Raw genomic sequence first — 17,403 nt, forward strand, 5'->3', positions numbered from 1 at the left:
GCGGGTGAAAGCCAGCCATTTTCTCTTGCCCCCCTGTTAATCGCGCTGGTCCTCCCTATAAAAGCAGGCATGAGCAACGAAAGTGACGGCAGGATGGCGGGCCGCTTCCCGATGGGAATGCGGCGATTTTTCCATCAGATCAGCCAGATGGCGAACAGCCCGTGGGGCAACGGCCCCAAGGGCGGGAAGGACGGCGGCAAGGATGACGGCGGCGACCGCAACGGCCCGCGCAATCCGTGGGTGACCCCCGATCCCGCCGACCCGGCACGCGGCCGCAAACCGCGCGGCCCCTCGGCGCTCGACGAATTGCTGCGCAAGGGGCGCGGCAGCTTCGGCGGCGGCGGGGCGGACGGCGGCGGGGGCTTCAACCTCGGCGATTCGGCGAAGGTCTGGAAATGGGGCATCGGCGCGCTCGTCGTGGTCTGGTTCGTCTTTTCCTCCTTTCACATCGTGCCGCCCGAAAAGGAAGGCGTCGTCACGCGTCTCGGCAGCTATTCGCGCACCGTCGGGCCGGGGGTCAAATTCACCTGGCCGGCGCCGATCGAACGCATCCGCACCGAGGACGTCCGCGCGATCCGCACGATGCAGATCGGCTCGCCCAATGCGACCGACGAGAATTTCGTGCTGACGCGCGACCAGAGCATCGTCGACCTCGCCTATGAGGTCCGCTGGTCGATCCGCGACCCCGAACTCTATATCTTCCAGCTCGCCGACCCCGACGGAACGCTCCGCGAGGTTGCCGAAAGCGCGATGCGCGCGACGGTCGCCAATTTCGACCTCGTCCAGGCGATCGGCCCCGGCCGCGTCGAGATCGAGCGGCAGGTGCAGCAGCGGATGCAGGAATTGCTCGACCAGTATCGCGCCGGGGTGACGATCCAGGGGATCGCGATCCGCCAGGCCGACCCGCCGAGCCAGGTCGACGAAGCGTTCAAGGAAGTGACTGCTGCGCGCCAGAAGCGCGAATCGGACATCAACCTCGCACGCGCCTATGAACAGCAGGTGCTCGAACGCGCACGCGGCGACACCGCCGCCTTCGACAAGATCTACGAACAGTATAAGCTCGCGCCGGGCGTGACCCGCAAGCGGCTCTATTATGAAACGATGGAGGGCGTGTTGTCGAACATCGACAAGACGATCGTCGAGGCGCGCGGGGTGACCCCCTATCTGCCGCTGAACGAAGTCCAGCGGCGGGCGAACGCGGCCCCCGATGCCGCCGCGAAGGGAGGCCAGTGATGTTCGAGGGCCTGTTCCGCCATCCGCTGCGCCTGCTCGTCGGCACCGTCGCGCTGCTCGTCATCCTGTCGCAGACGCTCGCGATCGTCCCCGAGGACAAGCAGGCGCTGATCCTCCGCTTCGGGGAGATCGAGCGCACCGTGAACCGCTACAAGCCCAAGGAGAGCTTCGGCCATTCGGGCGCCGGGCTCGTCCTGCGCGTGCCCTTCACCGACGGCATCCAATATATCGACAAGCGCATTCTCGGCGTGAACATGGAGCGCCAGCAGGTGCTGTCGACCGACCAGCAGCGGCTCCAGGTCGACGCCTTTGCGCGCTTCCGCATCACCAATCCGGTGCGCATGTACACCGCGATCCGCACCGAGGAGCGGTTGCAGCAGCAGCTCGCGACGATCCTCGGCTCGTCGCTGCGCAACGAGCTCGGCAAGCGGACCTTCGCGACCCTGCTGTCGCCCGAACGCGGGCAGGTGATGGACAATATCCAGATCGCGCTCAACCGCGAGGCGAACAAATATGGCGCCGAGATCATCGACGTGCGGATCAAGCGCGCCGACCTGCCCGAAGGCGCGACGCTCGAGGCGGCCTATAACCGGATGCGGACCGCGCGCGAGCAGGAAGCGATCACGATCCGCGCCGAGGGGCAGAAGGAAGCGCAGATCATCCGCGGCAACGCCGACGGCGAAGCGGCGCGCATCTATGCCGCGAGCTTCGGCAAGGATCCCGAATTCTATGATTTCTACCGCGCGATGCAAAGCTATCGCCAGACCTTCCTCGGTCAGGATAATCGGGGAACGACCTCGGTGATCCTGTCGCCCGACAATGAATATCTGCAGCATTTCAAGGGTGGTTGAGGAAGAAATCCGGCGAATGAACGGAACTTGCAACGTCTGTTCATGTTCAAACGACGTTAAGCCACGGCCGAGCAGATAGCGGCACGCCGGGGTCAGAGATTTTTTCGCAAGAGAAAAGGAATTGCGATCGTGCGTTATGTTTATGGCATCACTTCGGCCCTGCTGATGGGCGGCACGGCGCTGGCGCTCGTCACCCAGTCGCCGGTGATCGCGCAGGTTGCGCAGAACGAGAGCAGCGAGATCGCGAAGGCGGTACCGCGCGCCGGCGCGCCCGAAAGCTTCGCCGACCTTGTCGAACAGCTTCAGCCTGCGGTGGTCAACATCTCGACCAAGCAGGAAGTGACGCTCGGCGTCCGGCTCGATCCCTTCGCGGGAACGCGCGAGCCGGTGACGCAGGAGCAGCAGGGCGGCGGCTCGGGCTTCCTGATTTCCGACGACGGCTATATCGTCACCAACAACCATGTCGTCACCGGCGGCCCGCGCGGCGACGCGGTGAATCAGGTCGCGGTGACGCTGACCAACGGCAAGGAATATAAGGCGCGCATCGTCGGCCGCGACGTCGCCTCCGACCTCGCGCTGCTCAAGATCGACGCGACGGGGCTGCCCTTCGTCAAGTTCGGTGACAGCGCCAAGGCGCGCGTCGGCGACTGGGTGGTCGCGATCGGCAACCCGCTCGGCCTCGGTTCGACGGTGACCGCGGGCATCATCTCGGCGGTGCAGCGCAACCTCGGCGGCGGCGGCGCCTATGACCGCTATATCCAGACCGACACCGCGATCAACCGCGGCAATTCGGGCGGTCCGTTGTTCGACCTCAAGGGCAATGTCGTCGGCATCAACAATATGCTGATCTCGCCCGTCGGCGCGAACATCGGCGTCAACTTCGCGATCCCCGCCGAAGCGGCGATCCCGGTGATCAACGCGCTGCGGTCGGGCGAGAAGATCGAGCGCGGCTATCTCGGCATCGGCATCGCGCCGATCGGCGAGGATCTGGCCTCGGCGCTCGGCCTGCCCAAGGATCGCGGCGAATTCGTCCAGCGCGTCGAGGACGACGGCGCGGCGGCGAAGGCCGGCATCAAGCGCGGCGACGTCGTGACCAAGGTCAACGGCAAGGACGTGACCCCGTCGCAGAGCCTGTCCTACATCGTCGCCAACACCAAGCCCGGCACGCGCATCCCGATCGAGGTGGTGCGCGACGGCAAGACGATGACGCTCTATGCGGTCATCGGCACGCGCCCGCCCGAGGAAGAACTCGCGGGAACGACGTTCGACCCCGAGGATGAGCAGGCGATGCCCGACGATCCGAAGGGCAGTGCCGACACGGCGATCCAGAACGAGCTCGGCCTTGCCGTGCAGCCGTTGACCCCCGACATCGCCCGCGCGATCGGTGTCGATACGGGGACCAAGGGCCTCGTGATCGCCGCCGCCTCGTCGAGCAGCGACGCCGGCCGCAAGGGCCTGCGCCGCGGCGACGTGATCGTCAGCGCCAATCGCGCCTCGGTGACGACCAGCGACGCGCTCGCCAAGGTCATCGCCGACGCGAAGAAGGCGGGCCGCGACGCGGTGCTGCTCGAAATCCTGCGCCGCGGCGGCCCCTCGGCCTTCATCGCGATCCGCATCAAGAGCTGATCCCCACCGCGCGACGCGCGCTGGAAAAAAGAAAGAGCGCCGCGACCATGAGTCCGGCGCTCTTTTTCTTTGCCCGGCGGGTTAAATGTTCCTATTATGTTCACATCGCATGAGTCGGGAGAGAGACGATGATTGGATATGTGACGCTGGGCACCAACGACCTCGCCAGGGCGGCGGTCTTCTATGACGCGATCGCCGGCGAACTGGGCGTGCCGAGGATGATGGACTACGACGGCTTCATCGCCTGGGGCAAGGAGGGCGGCGGCGCCGGCATTGGCCTCACCCGCCCGTTCGACGGCTAGGCGGCGACCGTGGGCAACGGCGTGATGGTCGCGCTCGAGGCAAAGGACAAGGAACAGGTCCACCGTCTCTATGACATTGCTCTCGCCAACGGCGGCACCTGCGAAGGCCCTCCGGGTCCGCGCGGCGAAGGCTTCTACGCCGGCTATTTCCGCGACCCCGACGGCAACAAGCTCAACGCCTTCATCATGGGGTGAGCAGCGTCCGGTTCGGGTGGAGGGCGGTCATAAACATCCCCACTTTCGTCATCCCGGGCTTGACCCGGGATCCCGCTTTTTTGGGGAGTGGGCGGGCTTCGACCTCAAGCGGGACCCCGGATCAAGTCCGGGGTGACGAGATAAGCTATGGCCACCTTCGGCCGGAACCAGCCGGCTCCCTCCCGCCCGAAACCGCTTTCCTATTATGCGCGGCCATGATCTATCCTTGCGGATGATCGCATCCGCAACGCACAGGATGTTTTTGGGCGGCCGGCGGCCACTGGCCGCCTCGTGGGTCGTTAAAGGCACAAAAGACACATTCGGGCACCGCTCATGCGGGGCTTTTGTGCCCTTAAGCCTCCTCGCCAATCCCGATCTCCGCGATTTGCGCGTGAAGTTGCGCAGTTTTCCGTCCTTCTCGCCTTCATTCCTACCGCGCCCCGCCGCCGCCCGCGGCTTTGCCGATTGCCCGACGCCGCGCGCCGCTCTAGACCCTTGGCAAGGTGCCCAGAGTGGAGGAATGGACAGTGAGCGACGGCAGCGAAGCGACCGAAATCTACATTGGCCTCGGCGGCGGAGGGGCACCCGACGGGCCGCGCCAGTCGCTGGTATTGAAGCGCGCGAACCGCCACGGGCTGATCGCCGGGGCGACCGGCACCGGCAAGACGGTGACCTTGCAGGGGCTGGCCGAAGGATTTTCGGCGGTCGGCGTTCCGGTGTTCGTCGCCGACGTGAAGGGCGACTTGTCGGGCATGGCGATGGCGGGCAGCCCGACCGCAAAGACGCACGAAGCCTTTGCCAAGCGCGCGGCGGAAATCAGCGACACTGGCTGGAGCTATCACGATAATCCGGTGATCTTTTGGGACCTGTTCGGCGAGCAGGGGCATCCGATCCGCACCACCATCTCCGAAATGGGGCCGCTGCTGCTGGCGCGGCTGATGGGCCTCAACGAAGTGCAGGAAGGCGTGCTCGCGATTGCGTTCCGCGTCGCCGACGAGCAGAATCTGCTGCTCCTCGACCTCGGCGACCTGCAGGCGATGCTCGCCTGGTGCGCCGAGAATGCCGATGAGCTGACGACCAAATATGGCAATGTGTCGAAGGCCACGGTGGGCACGATCCAGCGCCAGCTCCTGACGCTCGAAACGCAGGGCGGCGACCATTTCTTCGGCGAGCCCGCGCTCGACATCCAGGACATGATCCGCCTCGACGACAATGGCCGCGGCTATGTCAACATCCTCGCCGCCGACAAGCTGATGGCGAGCCCCAAGCTCTATGCGACCTTCCTGCTCTGGCTCTTGAGCGAGATGTTCGAGACGCTTCCCGAGGTCGGCGATCCCGACAAGCCGAAGCTCGTCTTCTTCTTCGACGAGGCGCATCTGCTCTTCGACGACGCGCCGCCCGCGCTGACCGACAAGATCGAGCAGGTCGTGCGCCTGATCCGCTCGAAGGGCGTCGGCGTCTATTTCGTGACGCAGAACCCGATCGATGTGCCCGAGGCAGTGGCGGGCCAGCTCGGCAACCGCGTTCAGCACGCGCTCCGCGCTTTCACCCCGCGCGACCAGAAGGCGGTGAAGGCGGCCGCCGACACTTTCCGTCCCAATCCCAAGGTCGATGTCGCGCGCGAAATCACCGAACTCAAGGTCGGCGAGGCGCTTGTCTCGCTGCTGATGGCCGACGGCGCGCCGTCGCCGGTCGAACGCACGCTGATCAAGCCGCCCTGCTCGCGCGCGGGACCGCTCGACGTCAAGGAGCGCGCGATCATCAAGTCGATCTCGCCCGTCGCCGACAAATATGACACGCCGGTCAACCGCGAGAGCGCCGAGGAGCTGCTCGCCGCCAAGGCCGAGCAGGCGCAGGCCGCCGCGGTCGAGGCGAAGGCGCAGGCCGAGGCCGACAAGCAGGCCGCGATCGCCGCGAAGGAAGAGGCGAAGCGCAAGGCCGCCGAGGAACGGGTACGGCTGCAGCAGGAAAAGGCCGCGGCGCGCGAAGCCGCCAAACCGTCGATGGCGGACAAGATGATCCAGTCGGCGGCGCGCTCGGCGGCGACGAGCCTCGGCCGTCAGGTCGCGGGCAAGTTCGGCGGCCAGCTCATGCGCGGGATTTTGGGCAGCCTGTTCAAATAAGGCGCGACCCACCCATCCTCGTCACCCCCGCGAAGGCGGGGGTCCAGCCTCAACGCGATGCCGGAAAGCTGGATCCCCGCCTTCGCGGGGATGACGAAGGCAGGATGGTTTCGGCAGCCTATCTCCCCTTCAGCCAGGCGCCGACCTCGCCCTTGATCCGCGGGCGGCTGACGCTGCGTTCCTTGAGCGTCGCGATCGTCTTGTCATAGGGCTTGCGGACGTCGGCGGGCAGCGGCGCCGCAATCGCCTCCAGCTTGGCGACCATCGCCGGATCGGTCGAGGAGGCGGCGAGCCCCGCGAGGAAGCGCGCGCGCGCCGAGGCGTCGATCAGCCGGTCGACCGCGGCCTGGTTGGCCTGCGCGAAATCGACCGCCATTTCGGCGTGATTCCGGGCGACCGCGCCGATGATCGCGGCGCTCGTCGTCTTCTCCGGCTCGTCGGTCAGCGCGAGGTCGAGTGCGCGCTTGGCAAGGGCCGTGTCCCTGGCATTGCCGAGCAAGGTATAGAAGGTGCTACGTTCGACCGCCGATTTGGAACTCTTCGCCATCGCGCGCAGCTTGTCCCATTCGGCCGCGCTCGCATGGGTCGCGACGATACCGAGCCAGCGCGATTTGAGCGCTCCGTCGAGCGCCGCAGGGTTGCGGTCGAGCAGGGCGAAGCGGCGGCGCGCCTCGGCCAGCACCCCGGCATCGCCGATCGTTCCGAGCGCGCCCAGCAGATCGGAGCGCAGCACGCTGTCGAGCGCGGGTTCGCCCGGCCGCGCGTCGAATCCGAGCCGCCGCATCGCCGGTGCGAGTGCCGCTGCGGCGCGCGCCGCGATCTGCTTCTGCACCGTCGGCTGGTCGTCGAAGAGATTGTAGAGCGCTTCATAGCGGCCCGCGACGTCGCCGGTCAGCTTCGGGTTCGCTTCCTTCGGCGCCGCGGCGAGCAGGTCGAGCGCCGCGCCCATCGGCTGATAGCCCGCATAAGCGAGCGCGAAATTGTCGCCGAGCAGCCCGAGCTGGTCGATCGGCGCGAGGCTGGCGAAACGGCCGCGCAGCGCGGCAAGCGCGGCGGGCGAATAGAGGGTGCGATAATAGCCCGCCTGTCCCGCGTTGATCAGCACCGGCCCGCAGCCGGGCAGGGTCAGCGTCCCCGCGCCGCCCGTGATCACCTGCCGCGCCACCGCGCCGTCACCGGCGCGCGCGAGCACCGGCACCTGCCAGCGCCGCCCCTCGGCGTCGATGCTGTCCTTGCGGTCGCGCGAAAATTCGCTCTGCGTGACCTGGACGGTCGTGGCGCCGCCCGCGCAGGCGATGCCGCCGACGCGCAGCAGCGGGATGCCCGGCTGGCCCGTGAAATCATGCGCGATCGCGGTCAGCCCCGTCGCGCCCGCCGCCTCGACCGCGTTCCACAGATCGTCGGTGCGCGTGTTGCCATATTTATGCTGCGCCACATAGGCGCGCAGCCCATCGCGCCACTTGTCGGCCCCGGCATAGGCCTCCAGCATCGTGATCACCGCTTCGCCCTTCTGATAGGTGATCGCGTCGAACGCCTGGTTGCTGTCCTCGACGGTGCGGATCGTCTGGACGACCGGGTGCGTCGTCGCAAAAGCATCGAGCCCCATCGCGGCCTCGCGCCCGCCGACGCGACCCAGCAACGGCTGCCAGTCGGGGTGGAAATGGTCGCTCGCCTTCGTCTCCATCCAGCTCGCGAAGCCTTCGTTGAGCCACAGATCGTCCCACCACGCCATGGTGACGAGGTCGCCGAACCACTGGTGCGCGACCTCGTGCGCCTGGACGGCATAGATCGCCTGCCGCGTCGCCTCGCTGGTGATCTTGGGGTCGTCGAGCAGGATGCGCTCGAAGGTGAAGATCGCGCCCCAATTTTCCATCGCGCCGAAGAATTGCGACTGGCCGGGGCCTGCGACATTGTCGAGCTTGGGCAGCGGATAGGGCTGGCCGAAATAGTCGCCATAATAGGTCAGCAGCGGCGCGAGGCTGTCGAGCGCGAAGCGTGCCTGTTCGCCCGATCCTTTGGGGGAGACGATGCCGACTTCGGCGCCGCTTTCGCTTTTCTTGGCGAGCCGTTCGAACGGGCCGGTCGCGAAGAAGAGGAGGTAGGACGACATTTTCGGCGAAATCTGGAAGCTCACCTTCTTGCGGCCGCCCTCGACCGGCGTTTCGCTTGCCACGGGCATGTTGCTCACCGCCAGATCGTCCGCGGGAACGATCGCCGACAGGCTGAAGGTCGCCTTGTAGCTTGGCTCGTCGAAGCTCGGGACGAAGCGGCGCGCGTCGGGCGCCTCGAACTGGGTGAACAGCCCGCGCGTGTCGGCGCCACTCGTCTTGTCGGGATAATCGAGCGCGAAGAGGCCGTTCGCCTGGGTGCCGATGACGCCCGTATAATGGGTTGCAAGGCGATAGGTGCCCGGCGCGATCGGCGCGGGGGCGGTGAAGGTCACCGTCTGCGCCCCGGCGTCGGTCGTGGCGGTCAGCGGGAGAGGCTTGCCGTCGGGGCCGGTCAGCGTTGCGTCCGCAAAGGTGAGATCGAGCGCATTCATCACGATCGTCGTCGAGGGCTCGTAGAGTTCGAGATCGATCGCCGCATCGCCCGTGAAGCTCAGCGCCTTGGCATCCGGCGTGACGCTGATGTCGTAATGGAGCGGGCGGGCGATGCGCGGAAGCTGGCTCGGCACGCTGGCATCGAGCGGCGCGCCGGTCGGCGCCGGCATCAGCGCGACGGGCGGTGCGGGCGGCGCGACCCCCGGCTGCGCGGCGCAGGCGGAGAGGCCGAGCGCCGAGACGGCGCTGACGAGCAGAAGGCGTGTCGAAATTTTCATGGCTGCGATCCCCGGTTATGATGCGGACCGGGCTACGCCGATGCCCAGGCCCACGCAACGGTCCCTTTCGGCGAGCGGTCCATGGCTCTCGACAGACGACAAAAACTGAGGCAGCTTCGGTTGCATGACAAAACCTATATTGCCCGGAGAGGTATCCGCCGCCGTCGTCGACCCCGCCGCCTATGGCGAATGGGACGCGCTTCACGAACAGCTTGCCTGGGCGCGCGCCAACGCGCCGCTCGCGGTCGCCGAAAACCCCGATCACGACCCCTTCTGGCTGGTGACGCGCCACGCCGACATCATGGCGATCGGCCGCGACTCGCAGCGCTTTGCCAGTGCGATCCGCCCGACCGTGCTGACCAATCGCGACGGCGAGGCGCTGGCGCGCGCCGCGACGCCGGGGAACGACGGCCACCTGATCCGCTCGCTGGTGCAGATGGATGCGCCCGACCATATGAAATACCGCTTGCTGACGCAGAGCTGGTTCATGCCCAAGAATCTGAAGATCGTCGAAGAGCGCGTTCGCCACCATGCGCGCGCCGCGGTCGAACATATGCTCTCGCTGGGCGGCGAATGCGATTTTGCGCGCGACGTCGCGGCGCATTATCCGCTGCGCGTGATCATGGATATCCTCGGCGTTCCGGTCGAGGACGAGCCGCGGATGCTGATGCTGACGCAGCAGCTCTTCGGGTCGACCGACCCCGAACTCAACCGCAACAAGGTCGAAATAACGAGCGCCGAGCAAGCGATCGCGATGCTCCATTATGTCATCGCCGATTTCGAAAATTATTTCCGCGATCTCACCGCCGACCGCCGCGCCAGTCCGCGCGAGGACATCGCGACGGTGATCGCCAATGCGACGATCGACGGCGGGCAGATTCCCGACCGCGAGCTGGCCGGCTATTATATGATCGTCGCGACTGCCGGCCACGACACGACGAGCGCCTCAACCGCGGGCGCGATCATGGAACTGGCGAAGAATCCGGCGCTGTTCGCGCGCTTCCGCGACGCGGAGGCCGAGAAGGCGGGGCTGATCGAGGAGGCGATCCGCTGGACGACCCCGGTGCAGCATTTCATGCGCAGCGCGAAGGCCGATGTCGAGGTTGGCGGGCAGACGATCCGCGAGGGCGACTGGCTGATGCTCAACTATGTCTCGGCGAACCGCGACGAGGCGATCTTCGACAACCCCTTCGCCTTCGACCCCGACCGCGCGAAGAACCAGCAGATCGCGTTCGGCTTCGGCGCGCATGTGTGTCTCGGCCAGCATCTCGCGCGGATGGAGATGCGGATATTGATGGAGGAGTTGCTGCCGCGATTGAAGAGCCTCGAACTCGCAGGCGACCCGGCGCGGGTCGAATCGGTGTTCGTCGGAGGACTCAAGCGGCTGCCGATCCGGTTCGAGGCGGCGTAGGGCCGTTTTCGACCGGAAGCGGACCTGAGTAACATCGTCATCCCGGACTTGATCCGGGATCCATTCATCCAGCGCTGAGAGAATGGATCCCGGATCAAGTCCGGGATGACGAGAGATTATAGGCGGCACGTGAGCGACAGCTTTCATCCCTTACCTTCGTCATTCCCGCGAAAGCGGGAACCCAGTGTGGGATCAGCCTACGCACGCTCTGGGTTCCCGCTTTCGCGGGAATGACGAAGGTGGGGAAAGTTCGCTCACCACCCCAAAGCTGACGGGCCGAAGCCGAAGCCTCAGACCTTCTCGCCGGGAAAGAAGCGCGCGATCACGTCGCTGGCCAGCCGTGCGGGGCGCAGCGTTTCGGCGTCGATGCAGCACCAGCTCGACTTGACCTCGGCGAGCACGTCCTCGCCGCGCTTGATGATCGTTTCGTAGAAGGCGCGCGCGCCCTGCACCTTTTCGAGGATGACGGTCGCGATGACCTGATCGTCGAGGAAGGCGGGGCGGCGATAGGTGATCTCGTGCTTCAGCGCGACCCAGAGATGCTGCGCCACCGCCTCGGGCGGCGCGATCTTGCGCCAGTGCGCCAGCACCGCATCCTGCACCCAGCTCAAGTAATGGGCATTGTTGACATGCCCCATGAAGTCGATCGCGTCGGGACCGACCTTGATGTCATGGTCGTGGGGAAGGGCTGCGGCGGTCATGGCGTTGACACTAATGTCAATATTTGATGACGGAAAGGTGAAAGTTCGGGATTCCGCTGCCTTTTGTCGAAAAGGACGGTGCTCGCGGATAAGGCGGGGCAGGGAATGTCTCACGCAAAGGCGCAAAGGCGCGAAGAAGAAGGTCCGCGCTGACAGGCCCTTTTCCCATCGACGTCGCGGCCGACCGCGCGGCTGGAAGGAGAAAGCTGCTTCGTGGCAAGCGCTGGCCTCTTCACGCCTTCACGCCTTCGCGCCTTTGCGTGAATCAAGAAAGCGCTTTCGCCGCGCCTTGCTACCCCCGCCCGCGATAGGGGGCGACGCCCTGGTCGGGAAGCCAGAGGCTCGCGGGCGGCGGGCCCGATTGCCAGAAGACGTCGATCGGAATGCCGCCGCGCGGATACCAATAGCCGCCGATGCGCAGCCATTGGGGCTGCATCTCGTCGAATAGGCGGCGGCCGATGCCGACGGTGCAATCTTCGTGGAAGCCCGCGTGATTGCGGAACGAGCCGAGAAACAGCTTGAGGCTCTTCGACTCGACGATCGTTTCGTCCGGCGCATAGTCGATGACGAGATGCGCGAAATCGGGCTGGCCGGTCACCGGACAGAGCGACGTGAATTCGGGCGCGGCGAAGCGGACGAGATAAAGGTCGCCGGGGCGCGGATTGGGGACATAGTCGAGCACCGCCGCCTCGGGCGAGGCAGGCAGTTCGCTCGATTGGCCGAGATGTTTCGGCGCGAGCGGGGGATGGCTGGAATCGGACATGGAAACCGTCTAGTGCGCAGCGCGGCCCCTGTCATCCCGGATCACCGGCGAACGATGGGGGGCCGGGGTTCAGCGCCGATTCAGCGGCGCAGCGGAATGGCCAAGTACGGGATTGCGGATTCGGAAAATGACGGTGCGGAAACTCGGGCGAGGGGAAAGAGCGGCGCGCTTGTCGCTAGCTGCGCTGGCGGCTTCGCTGGTGGCGGGCGGGCTTCCGCCCGCGGCCGCGCAGACCGAGCAGCCGACCCCCGCGCCTTCGCCGACCCCCACACCCACCTCGACGTTCCGCCTGCCGCCTGCCGACGACGGGCGGACATCGGGCGTGCAGGGGCCGTCCGACAACGGCTTGCCGCCGCTCGCCCCGGGAGAACGGCGCGGCCCGCCGACTCCGGCGCCGACACCTGCTCCCGCACCGCGCACCACGACGCCCACGGTGGTTCCGACCCGGCCGACGCCCGCGCCATCCGCCTCCGCGCCCGCCGCCCGCCGCGATACGCCGCCTGCGGCCGTGAGCGCGCCGCGCGCCACACCCGAACCCGCGACCAGCGCGCCCGTCTCCGCCGCCCCCGTGGCGGCGGCTCCCGATTCGGCGACGCCCGCCGTGGAAGCGCCGTCGCCCGCGACGCCTGGCTTCTCGGTCGATCCGACCGCGCCGGTGGCGGACGCGTCGCCCGGCGATGACGCGGCTCCGGCGACCGGCGGCGACGGCAATCCGCCGCTGTGGGCGTGGCTGCTTGCCGGGCTCGTCGCGGTCGGCGCGGGTATCTGGTATTGGCGCCGCCGCCCAGCATTGGCGGGCGATACGCCCAGCGAGTCCGAACCGCCGCAGCCCCTGCCGCGTGCCGCCGAGTCCGTTCCCGCGCCGCGCCGTGCCGCGCCCGTGGCGCCGCCCGCTCCGCGCCCGCAGCCCGTGGCGCCACCGGCCCAACCGGTCCCGTCGCCGCTGGTGACGCGCCCGACGGCCGAACAGCGGGCGCAGGTGGCGATGACGCTCGATATTCGCGGCATCCGCATGACGAGCGAGCAGTTCATCGTCGCCTTCACGCTGGGCCTCAAGAATGAAGGCCCGGTCGCGGCGACCGGGCTGATGATCCGCATCGCGCTCAACCAGGGGTCGGCGATGACCGAGCCGGTGCTCGCGCGTTTCTTCGACGGCGCGGGGGGCAGCGTGCTGCGCGACGATATGGCGCTGGCGTCGGGGGCGGGCGAGCAGGTCGCGACCGAGGTCATGCTGCCGCGCGCCGCCGTCGAGCCGCTGATGATCGGGGGCAAGCCGATGCTGATCCCGGTGCTCGTCTTCGACGTCACCTATCATTGGGACGGCGAGGGTGACGCCTTCGGGCAGAATGCCGGCAGCTTCGTGCTCGGCCGCGAACAGGGCGCGAGCGGAAGCGAGAAGCTCGCGCCGCTGCCGCTCGACCACCCCAATCTGGTCGTCAACCGGCCGGGCGCGCGAACGACGGCGATCCGGCGCATTCAATAGGTTTTCTGTTGCAGTGCAGCATGGACTGGGGCAGACCGCGACCGTGCTTGAAAAAGGGCACGCCGGGGCATAGGCTTGCCGTCCCCGGAAAGAAGAGAGCGACGCAGGATTGATCGCGGCGAGGGACAGGCAAGAAGGTTCCCGCGCGGTCGCAACAGGAGCATGACATGGACGCCTTGGTCTCAACCGACTGGCTGGAACGCGAACTGGGGGCATCGGACCTGCGGGTGGTCGATGCGACGAAATTCATGACCGGAACCGATCGCGACGCGCGCGCGGAATATGAGGCGGGACACATCCCCGGCGCGGTGTTCATGGACCTGGCCGAACTGGCTGACACGAACAGCGCCATCGAGAATATGGCGCCGACCGCCGAGAAATTCGCGAGCCGCATGCAGTCGCTCGGGCTCGGCGACGGCAGCCGCATCGTCATCTATGACGACAGCCCGCTGAAGAGCGCGGCGCGAGCGTGGTGGCTGCTCAAGCTGTTCGGCGCGCACGACGTCGCGCTGCTCGACGGCGGGCTCGCCAAATGGAAGGCCGAGGGGCGTCCGCTCGAAATGGGCAAGCAGACACTTCGCCACCGTCACTTCACCGTGTGGCGCGATGCCAAGGCGGTTCGCACCAAGGAGCAGATGCTCGAAAATATCGCGAGCGGCGGCGAGCAGGTCGTCGATGCGCGCCCCGCGGCGCGCTTCACCGGCGAGGAACGCGACCCGCGCCCCGGCATGGCCCCCGGCCATATCCCGGGTTCGGTCAGCCTGCCGCACGCCGGCCTGTTCAACGCCGACGGCACCTGGAAGCGCGGCGACGACCTCAAGGCGGCGTTCGACGCGGCGGCCGTCGACCTCGAGAAGCCGCTGATCACCACCTGCGGCAGCGGCATGACCGCGACCGTCGTCGCCTTTGGCGCGCACCTTCTCGGCAAGGAGGATGTCGCGGTCTATGACGGAAGCTGGACTGAATGGGGCGCCGACCCGGCGACGCCGAAGGCGACCGGCGCGGCTTGAGCCTGCGGTGCCGCCGTCCGATTATGTGCGGCGGCACTGGATTTTGCATCCTGCTCCGCTAACAAGGCGGGGATGAGCGACAGCGACGACGACAGCCTCCGCCCCGCGACGAAACTGGTGCAGGGCGGGCGGCGGCCCGAATGGACGGGCGATCCTCGGCTCGGCGGCGGGGTCGTCAATCCGCCGGTGTGGCGCGCCTCGACGATCCTTTACGACAATATCGCCGATCTCAAGGCGCGGGGCCATGCGACGCATGACAAGCTCTATTATGGCCGGCGCGGGACGCCGACGGTCTGGGCGCTCGCCGATGCGCTGACCGGACTGGAGCCGGGGGCCGAGGGCAGCCTGCTTTACCCCTCGGGAGTCGCAGCGATTTCGGCGGGGCTGCTCGCGCTGTTGTCGCCCGGCGACCATCTGCTGATGGTCGATAGCGCCTATGAGCCGACGCGCTCCTTTTGCACCGGCATGCTCGCGCGGATGGGGGTGCGGACAACCTTCTACGATCCGCTGATCGGTGCCGGCATCGCCGGCCTGATCGAGCCCGAAACGAAGCTGATCTTCCTCGAATCGCCGGGCAGCCTGACCTTTGAGGTTCAGGATATTCCCGCGATCACCGCAGCGGCGCGCGCCCGCGGCGTGCTGACGATGCTCGACAATACCTGGGCGACGCCCTTGCTCTTCCCCGCGCTCGCGCACGGCGTCGACGTGACGATGATGAGCCTCACCAAATATGTCGGCGGCCACAGCGACGCGATGATGGGCAGCCTGACCGCCACGAAGGCGGTGTGGCCGAAGCTGCGCCATGCGACCTATCAGCTCGGCCAGGCGGTCTCGCCCGACGATTGCGCGCTGGTGCTGCGCGGCCTCAGGACGCTCGACGTGCGGTTGACGCGGCACGGCGAGAACGGACTTGCGGTGGCGACCTGGCTCGCCGGGCGTGCCGAGGTCGGGCGCGTGCTGCATCCGGCGCTGCCGGGCGACCCGGGCCACGCCCTCTGGTCGCGCGACTTTTCGGGGACCAGCGGCCTGTTCGGCTTCACGCTGAAGGGCGCCGACGACGCGGCGCGCGCGCGCTTCATCGACGCGCTCGCGCATTTCGGAATCGGTTTCAGCTGGGGCGGCTACGAAAGCCTCGCCGTGCCGGGCGATCCGCAGACGATCCGCACCGCGACGCGCTGGACCGATTCCGACCCGCTCGTCCGCCTGTCGATCGGGCTCGAGGATCCCGCCGACCTGATCGCCGACCTCGAACGCGGCTTCGCGGCGCTATGAGCGCCAGGGAAAGCCTGCGCGACAGCATCGGCCGCGTCGCCGAGGCGATGCAGGCGATCGGGCTCGACGTCGGCTCCTATCGCCTGTCGCTCTATGGGCTGGTCTCGGCGATCATCGTCGCGGTGCTGCTGTGGATCGGGGTCAAGCTCGTGATGCGCGCGATCAAATGGCTGCTGCGCCGTAACACCCAGATCGACCAGGCGCAGCGGCTGCTTACCGAGAAGCTGATCGCGATCGCGCTCTTTTCCTTCGCGCTGCTGCTCGGCATCGACCTGCTCGGCATCGATCTGACGACGCTTGCGGTCTTTTCGGGCGCGGCGGGGCTGGCGATCGGCTTTGGCCTGCAGAAAACGGTGGGCAATCTGATCGCGGGAATCATCCTGCTGATGGACCGCTCGATCCAGCCGGGCGACGTGATCGTCGTCGGCGACGCCGCGTCGATGGGCAGCGGGCCGCTGCCCGGCGGGGTGCCCAATGTCGGGCGGGTCGCGAAGATCGGCGTGCGCGCGGTCAATATCGTCACCCGCGACGGCAAGAAGCATCTGATCCCGAACGAACTGCTGATGACCCAGCCGGTCGAGAACTGGAGCTATTCGAGCCGCGACGTGCGGGTGCGGATGCGCATTCCCGTCGCCTATGAATGCGATCTGCGCGCGGCGCAGGCGATCATCGTCGAGGTCGCGAAGGCCAATCCGCGCATCCTCGCCGATCCCGAGCCGGTGGTGTGGATCACCGCCTTCAGCGAACGCGCGGTCGAGCATGAGCTGCGCTACTGGATTTCGGACCCCGAATCGGGGCTCGGCAACATCCAGGGCGAGGTGTTCCTGGGGATATGGGAACGGTTCAAGGCGGCGGGAATCCGCATTCCCTATCCGCGGCAGGATGTGCGGCTGGTCGAACAGGACGAGTCGCCAAGTGCCTGAAATTCGTCGTTGCGAGCGAAGCGAAGCAATCTCCAGCTATCGCCTGATCGGACCGATAGCTGGAGATTGCTTCGTCGCTACGCTCCTCGCAATGACGAGGTAAGGGCGCTTAAACCCCGTGCGCCTTGGCGCGCTCGATCCCATCGAGGATGATCTGCTTCGCTTCGTCGACGTCGCCCCAGCCGCCGAGCTTGACCCATTTGCCGGGTTCGAGATCCTTGTAGTGGGCAAAGAAATGCTCGATCTGCTGGAGCACGATCTCGGGCATGTCCTTGTAGGTCCGGACCTTGTCGTAATAGGGAAAGGTCGTGCTGACGGGGACGCAGAGCAATTTTTCGTCGCCGCCGGCATTGTCTTCCATCTTGAGCACGCCGATCGGGCGGCACTTGACCACCGCGCCCGCGACCACCGAGGTGCGCGCGACGACGAGCGCGTCGAGCGGGTCGCCATCGTCGCCCAGCGTGTGCGGGATGAAACCGTAATTGGCGGGATAGCGCATCGGGGTGTGAAGGAAGCGGTCGACGAACAACGCGCCCGACGCCTTGTCGAACTCATATTTCACCGGCTCGCCGCCGATCGGCACTTCGATCAGCACGTTCAGGCTGTCGGGCGGGCTGTCGCCCGCGGGGATCAGGTCGATGCGCATGGGAGATGTCCTTTTGTATTTTTGGAATCGCGCGCGCCTTTAG

At 66.9% G+C, this 17,403-nt stretch carries 13 protein-coding genes and 1 pseudogene; 10 read left to right on the forward strand and 4 right to left on the reverse strand.

Going from position 1 to position 17,403, the window contains the following annotated elements:
- The first annotated feature begins 69 nt into the window (after positions 1 to 69).
- From VHO04_RS07565 to VHO04_RS07585, 5 genes and pseudogenes are all read left to right on the forward strand, one after another.
- A complete protein-coding gene (locus VHO04_RS07565; protein WP_329627748.1) occupies positions 70 to 1,233 on the forward strand; it encodes a protease modulator HflK in 1,164 nt (387 codons plus the stop codon).
- On the forward strand, positions 1,233 to 2,084 hold the full coding sequence (locus tag VHO04_RS07570; RefSeq protein WP_329627749.1) for a protease modulator HflC: 852 nt from the start codon (positions 1,233 to 1,235) through the stop codon (positions 2,082 to 2,084). Before VHO04_RS07565 ends, VHO04_RS07570 begins: the two co-directional genes overlap by 1 nt.
- 129 nt (positions 2,085 to 2,213) lie before the next feature.
- Complete coding sequence (locus VHO04_RS07575; protein ID WP_329627750.1) at positions 2,214 to 3,710, forward strand: Do family serine endopeptidase; 1,497 nt, start codon at positions 2,214 to 2,216, stop codon at positions 3,708 to 3,710.
- Positions 3,711 to 3,838: 128 nt separating this feature from the next.
- A pseudogene (locus tag VHO04_RS07580) lies at positions 3,839 to 4,207 on the forward strand (VOC family protein).
- A 527-nt stretch (positions 4,208 to 4,734) separates the two neighbouring features.
- Entirely contained in the window at positions 4,735 to 6,330 is a 1,596-nt protein-coding gene (locus VHO04_RS07585; RefSeq protein ID WP_414713091.1) for a helicase HerA-like domain-containing protein, read from the forward strand.
- Positions 6,331 to 6,448: 118 nt separating this feature from the next.
- On the opposite strand, the gene VHO04_RS07590 is transcribed toward VHO04_RS07585, so the two are convergent.
- The gene (locus tag VHO04_RS07590; protein ID WP_329627751.1) at positions 6,449 to 9,151 is read right to left on the reverse strand and encodes a M1 family metallopeptidase; all 2,703 of its coding nucleotides are present in this window, start codon (positions 9,149 to 9,151) and stop codon (positions 6,449 to 6,451) included.
- A 124-nt stretch (positions 9,152 to 9,275) separates the two neighbouring features.
- Here VHO04_RS07590 and VHO04_RS07595 point away from each other — a divergent pair, with 124 nt between their 5' ends.
- Positions 9,276 to 10,562, forward strand: a complete 1,287-nt coding sequence (locus tag VHO04_RS07595) for a cytochrome P450 (RefSeq protein WP_329627752.1) — start codon at positions 9,276 to 9,278, stop codon at positions 10,560 to 10,562.
- Positions 10,563 to 10,852: 290 nt separating this feature from the next.
- Here the strand turns inward: VHO04_RS07595 and VHO04_RS07600 are convergent, their stop codons facing one another.
- Together VHO04_RS07600 and queF are read right to left on the reverse strand one after the other, a co-directional pair.
- Positions 10,853 to 11,263, reverse strand: coding sequence for an acyl-CoA thioesterase (locus tag VHO04_RS07600; RefSeq protein ID WP_257547501.1), 411 nt, complete (start codon positions 11,261 to 11,263; stop codon positions 10,853 to 10,855).
- 292 nt (positions 11,264 to 11,555) lie between these two features.
- Positions 11,556 to 12,026 (reverse strand): preQ(1) synthase, encoded by a 471-nt coding sequence (queF, locus tag VHO04_RS07605; RefSeq protein ID WP_329627753.1) that lies wholly within the window; start codon positions 12,024 to 12,026, stop codon positions 11,556 to 11,558.
- A gap of 169 nt (positions 12,027 to 12,195) precedes the next feature.
- Here queF and VHO04_RS07610 point away from each other — a divergent pair, with 169 nt between their 5' ends.
- The 4 genes from VHO04_RS07610 (at position 12,196) to VHO04_RS07625 (ending at position 16,714) form a co-directional block, all read left to right on the forward strand.
- On the forward strand, positions 12,196 to 13,509 hold the full coding sequence (locus tag VHO04_RS07610) for a hypothetical protein (RefSeq protein WP_329627754.1): 1,314 nt from the start codon (positions 12,196 to 12,198) through the stop codon (positions 13,507 to 13,509).
- A gap of 167 nt (positions 13,510 to 13,676) precedes the next feature.
- Positions 13,677 to 14,519 carry a 3-mercaptopyruvate sulfurtransferase gene (sseA, locus tag VHO04_RS07615; RefSeq protein ID WP_329627755.1) on the forward strand — a complete coding sequence of 281 codons (843 nt, stop codon included), beginning with the start codon at positions 13,677 to 13,679 and terminating at the stop codon, positions 14,517 to 14,519.
- 72 nt (positions 14,520 to 14,591) lie between these two features.
- Positions 14,592 to 15,791, forward strand: coding sequence for a cystathionine beta-lyase (gene metC, locus VHO04_RS07620; protein WP_329627756.1), 1,200 nt, complete (start codon positions 14,592 to 14,594; stop codon positions 15,789 to 15,791).
- A complete protein-coding gene (locus VHO04_RS07625; RefSeq protein WP_329627757.1) occupies positions 15,788 to 16,714 on the forward strand; it encodes a mechanosensitive ion channel family protein in 927 nt (308 codons plus the stop codon). Before metC ends, VHO04_RS07625 begins: the two co-directional genes overlap by 4 nt.
- Positions 16,715 to 16,823: 109 nt before the next feature.
- Here VHO04_RS07625 and ppa read toward each other — a convergent pair whose 3' ends face one another.
- Positions 16,824 to 17,360, reverse strand: a complete 537-nt coding sequence (ppa, locus tag VHO04_RS07630; protein WP_329627758.1) for an inorganic diphosphatase — start codon at positions 17,358 to 17,360, stop codon at positions 16,824 to 16,826.
- Positions 17,361 to 17,403 lie beyond the last annotated feature (43 nt).

Origin of the sequence: Sphingopyxis sp. (genome assembly GCF_036261875.1) — a bacterium.
GTDB lineage: Bacteria > Pseudomonadota > Alphaproteobacteria > Sphingomonadales > Sphingomonadaceae > Sphingopyxis.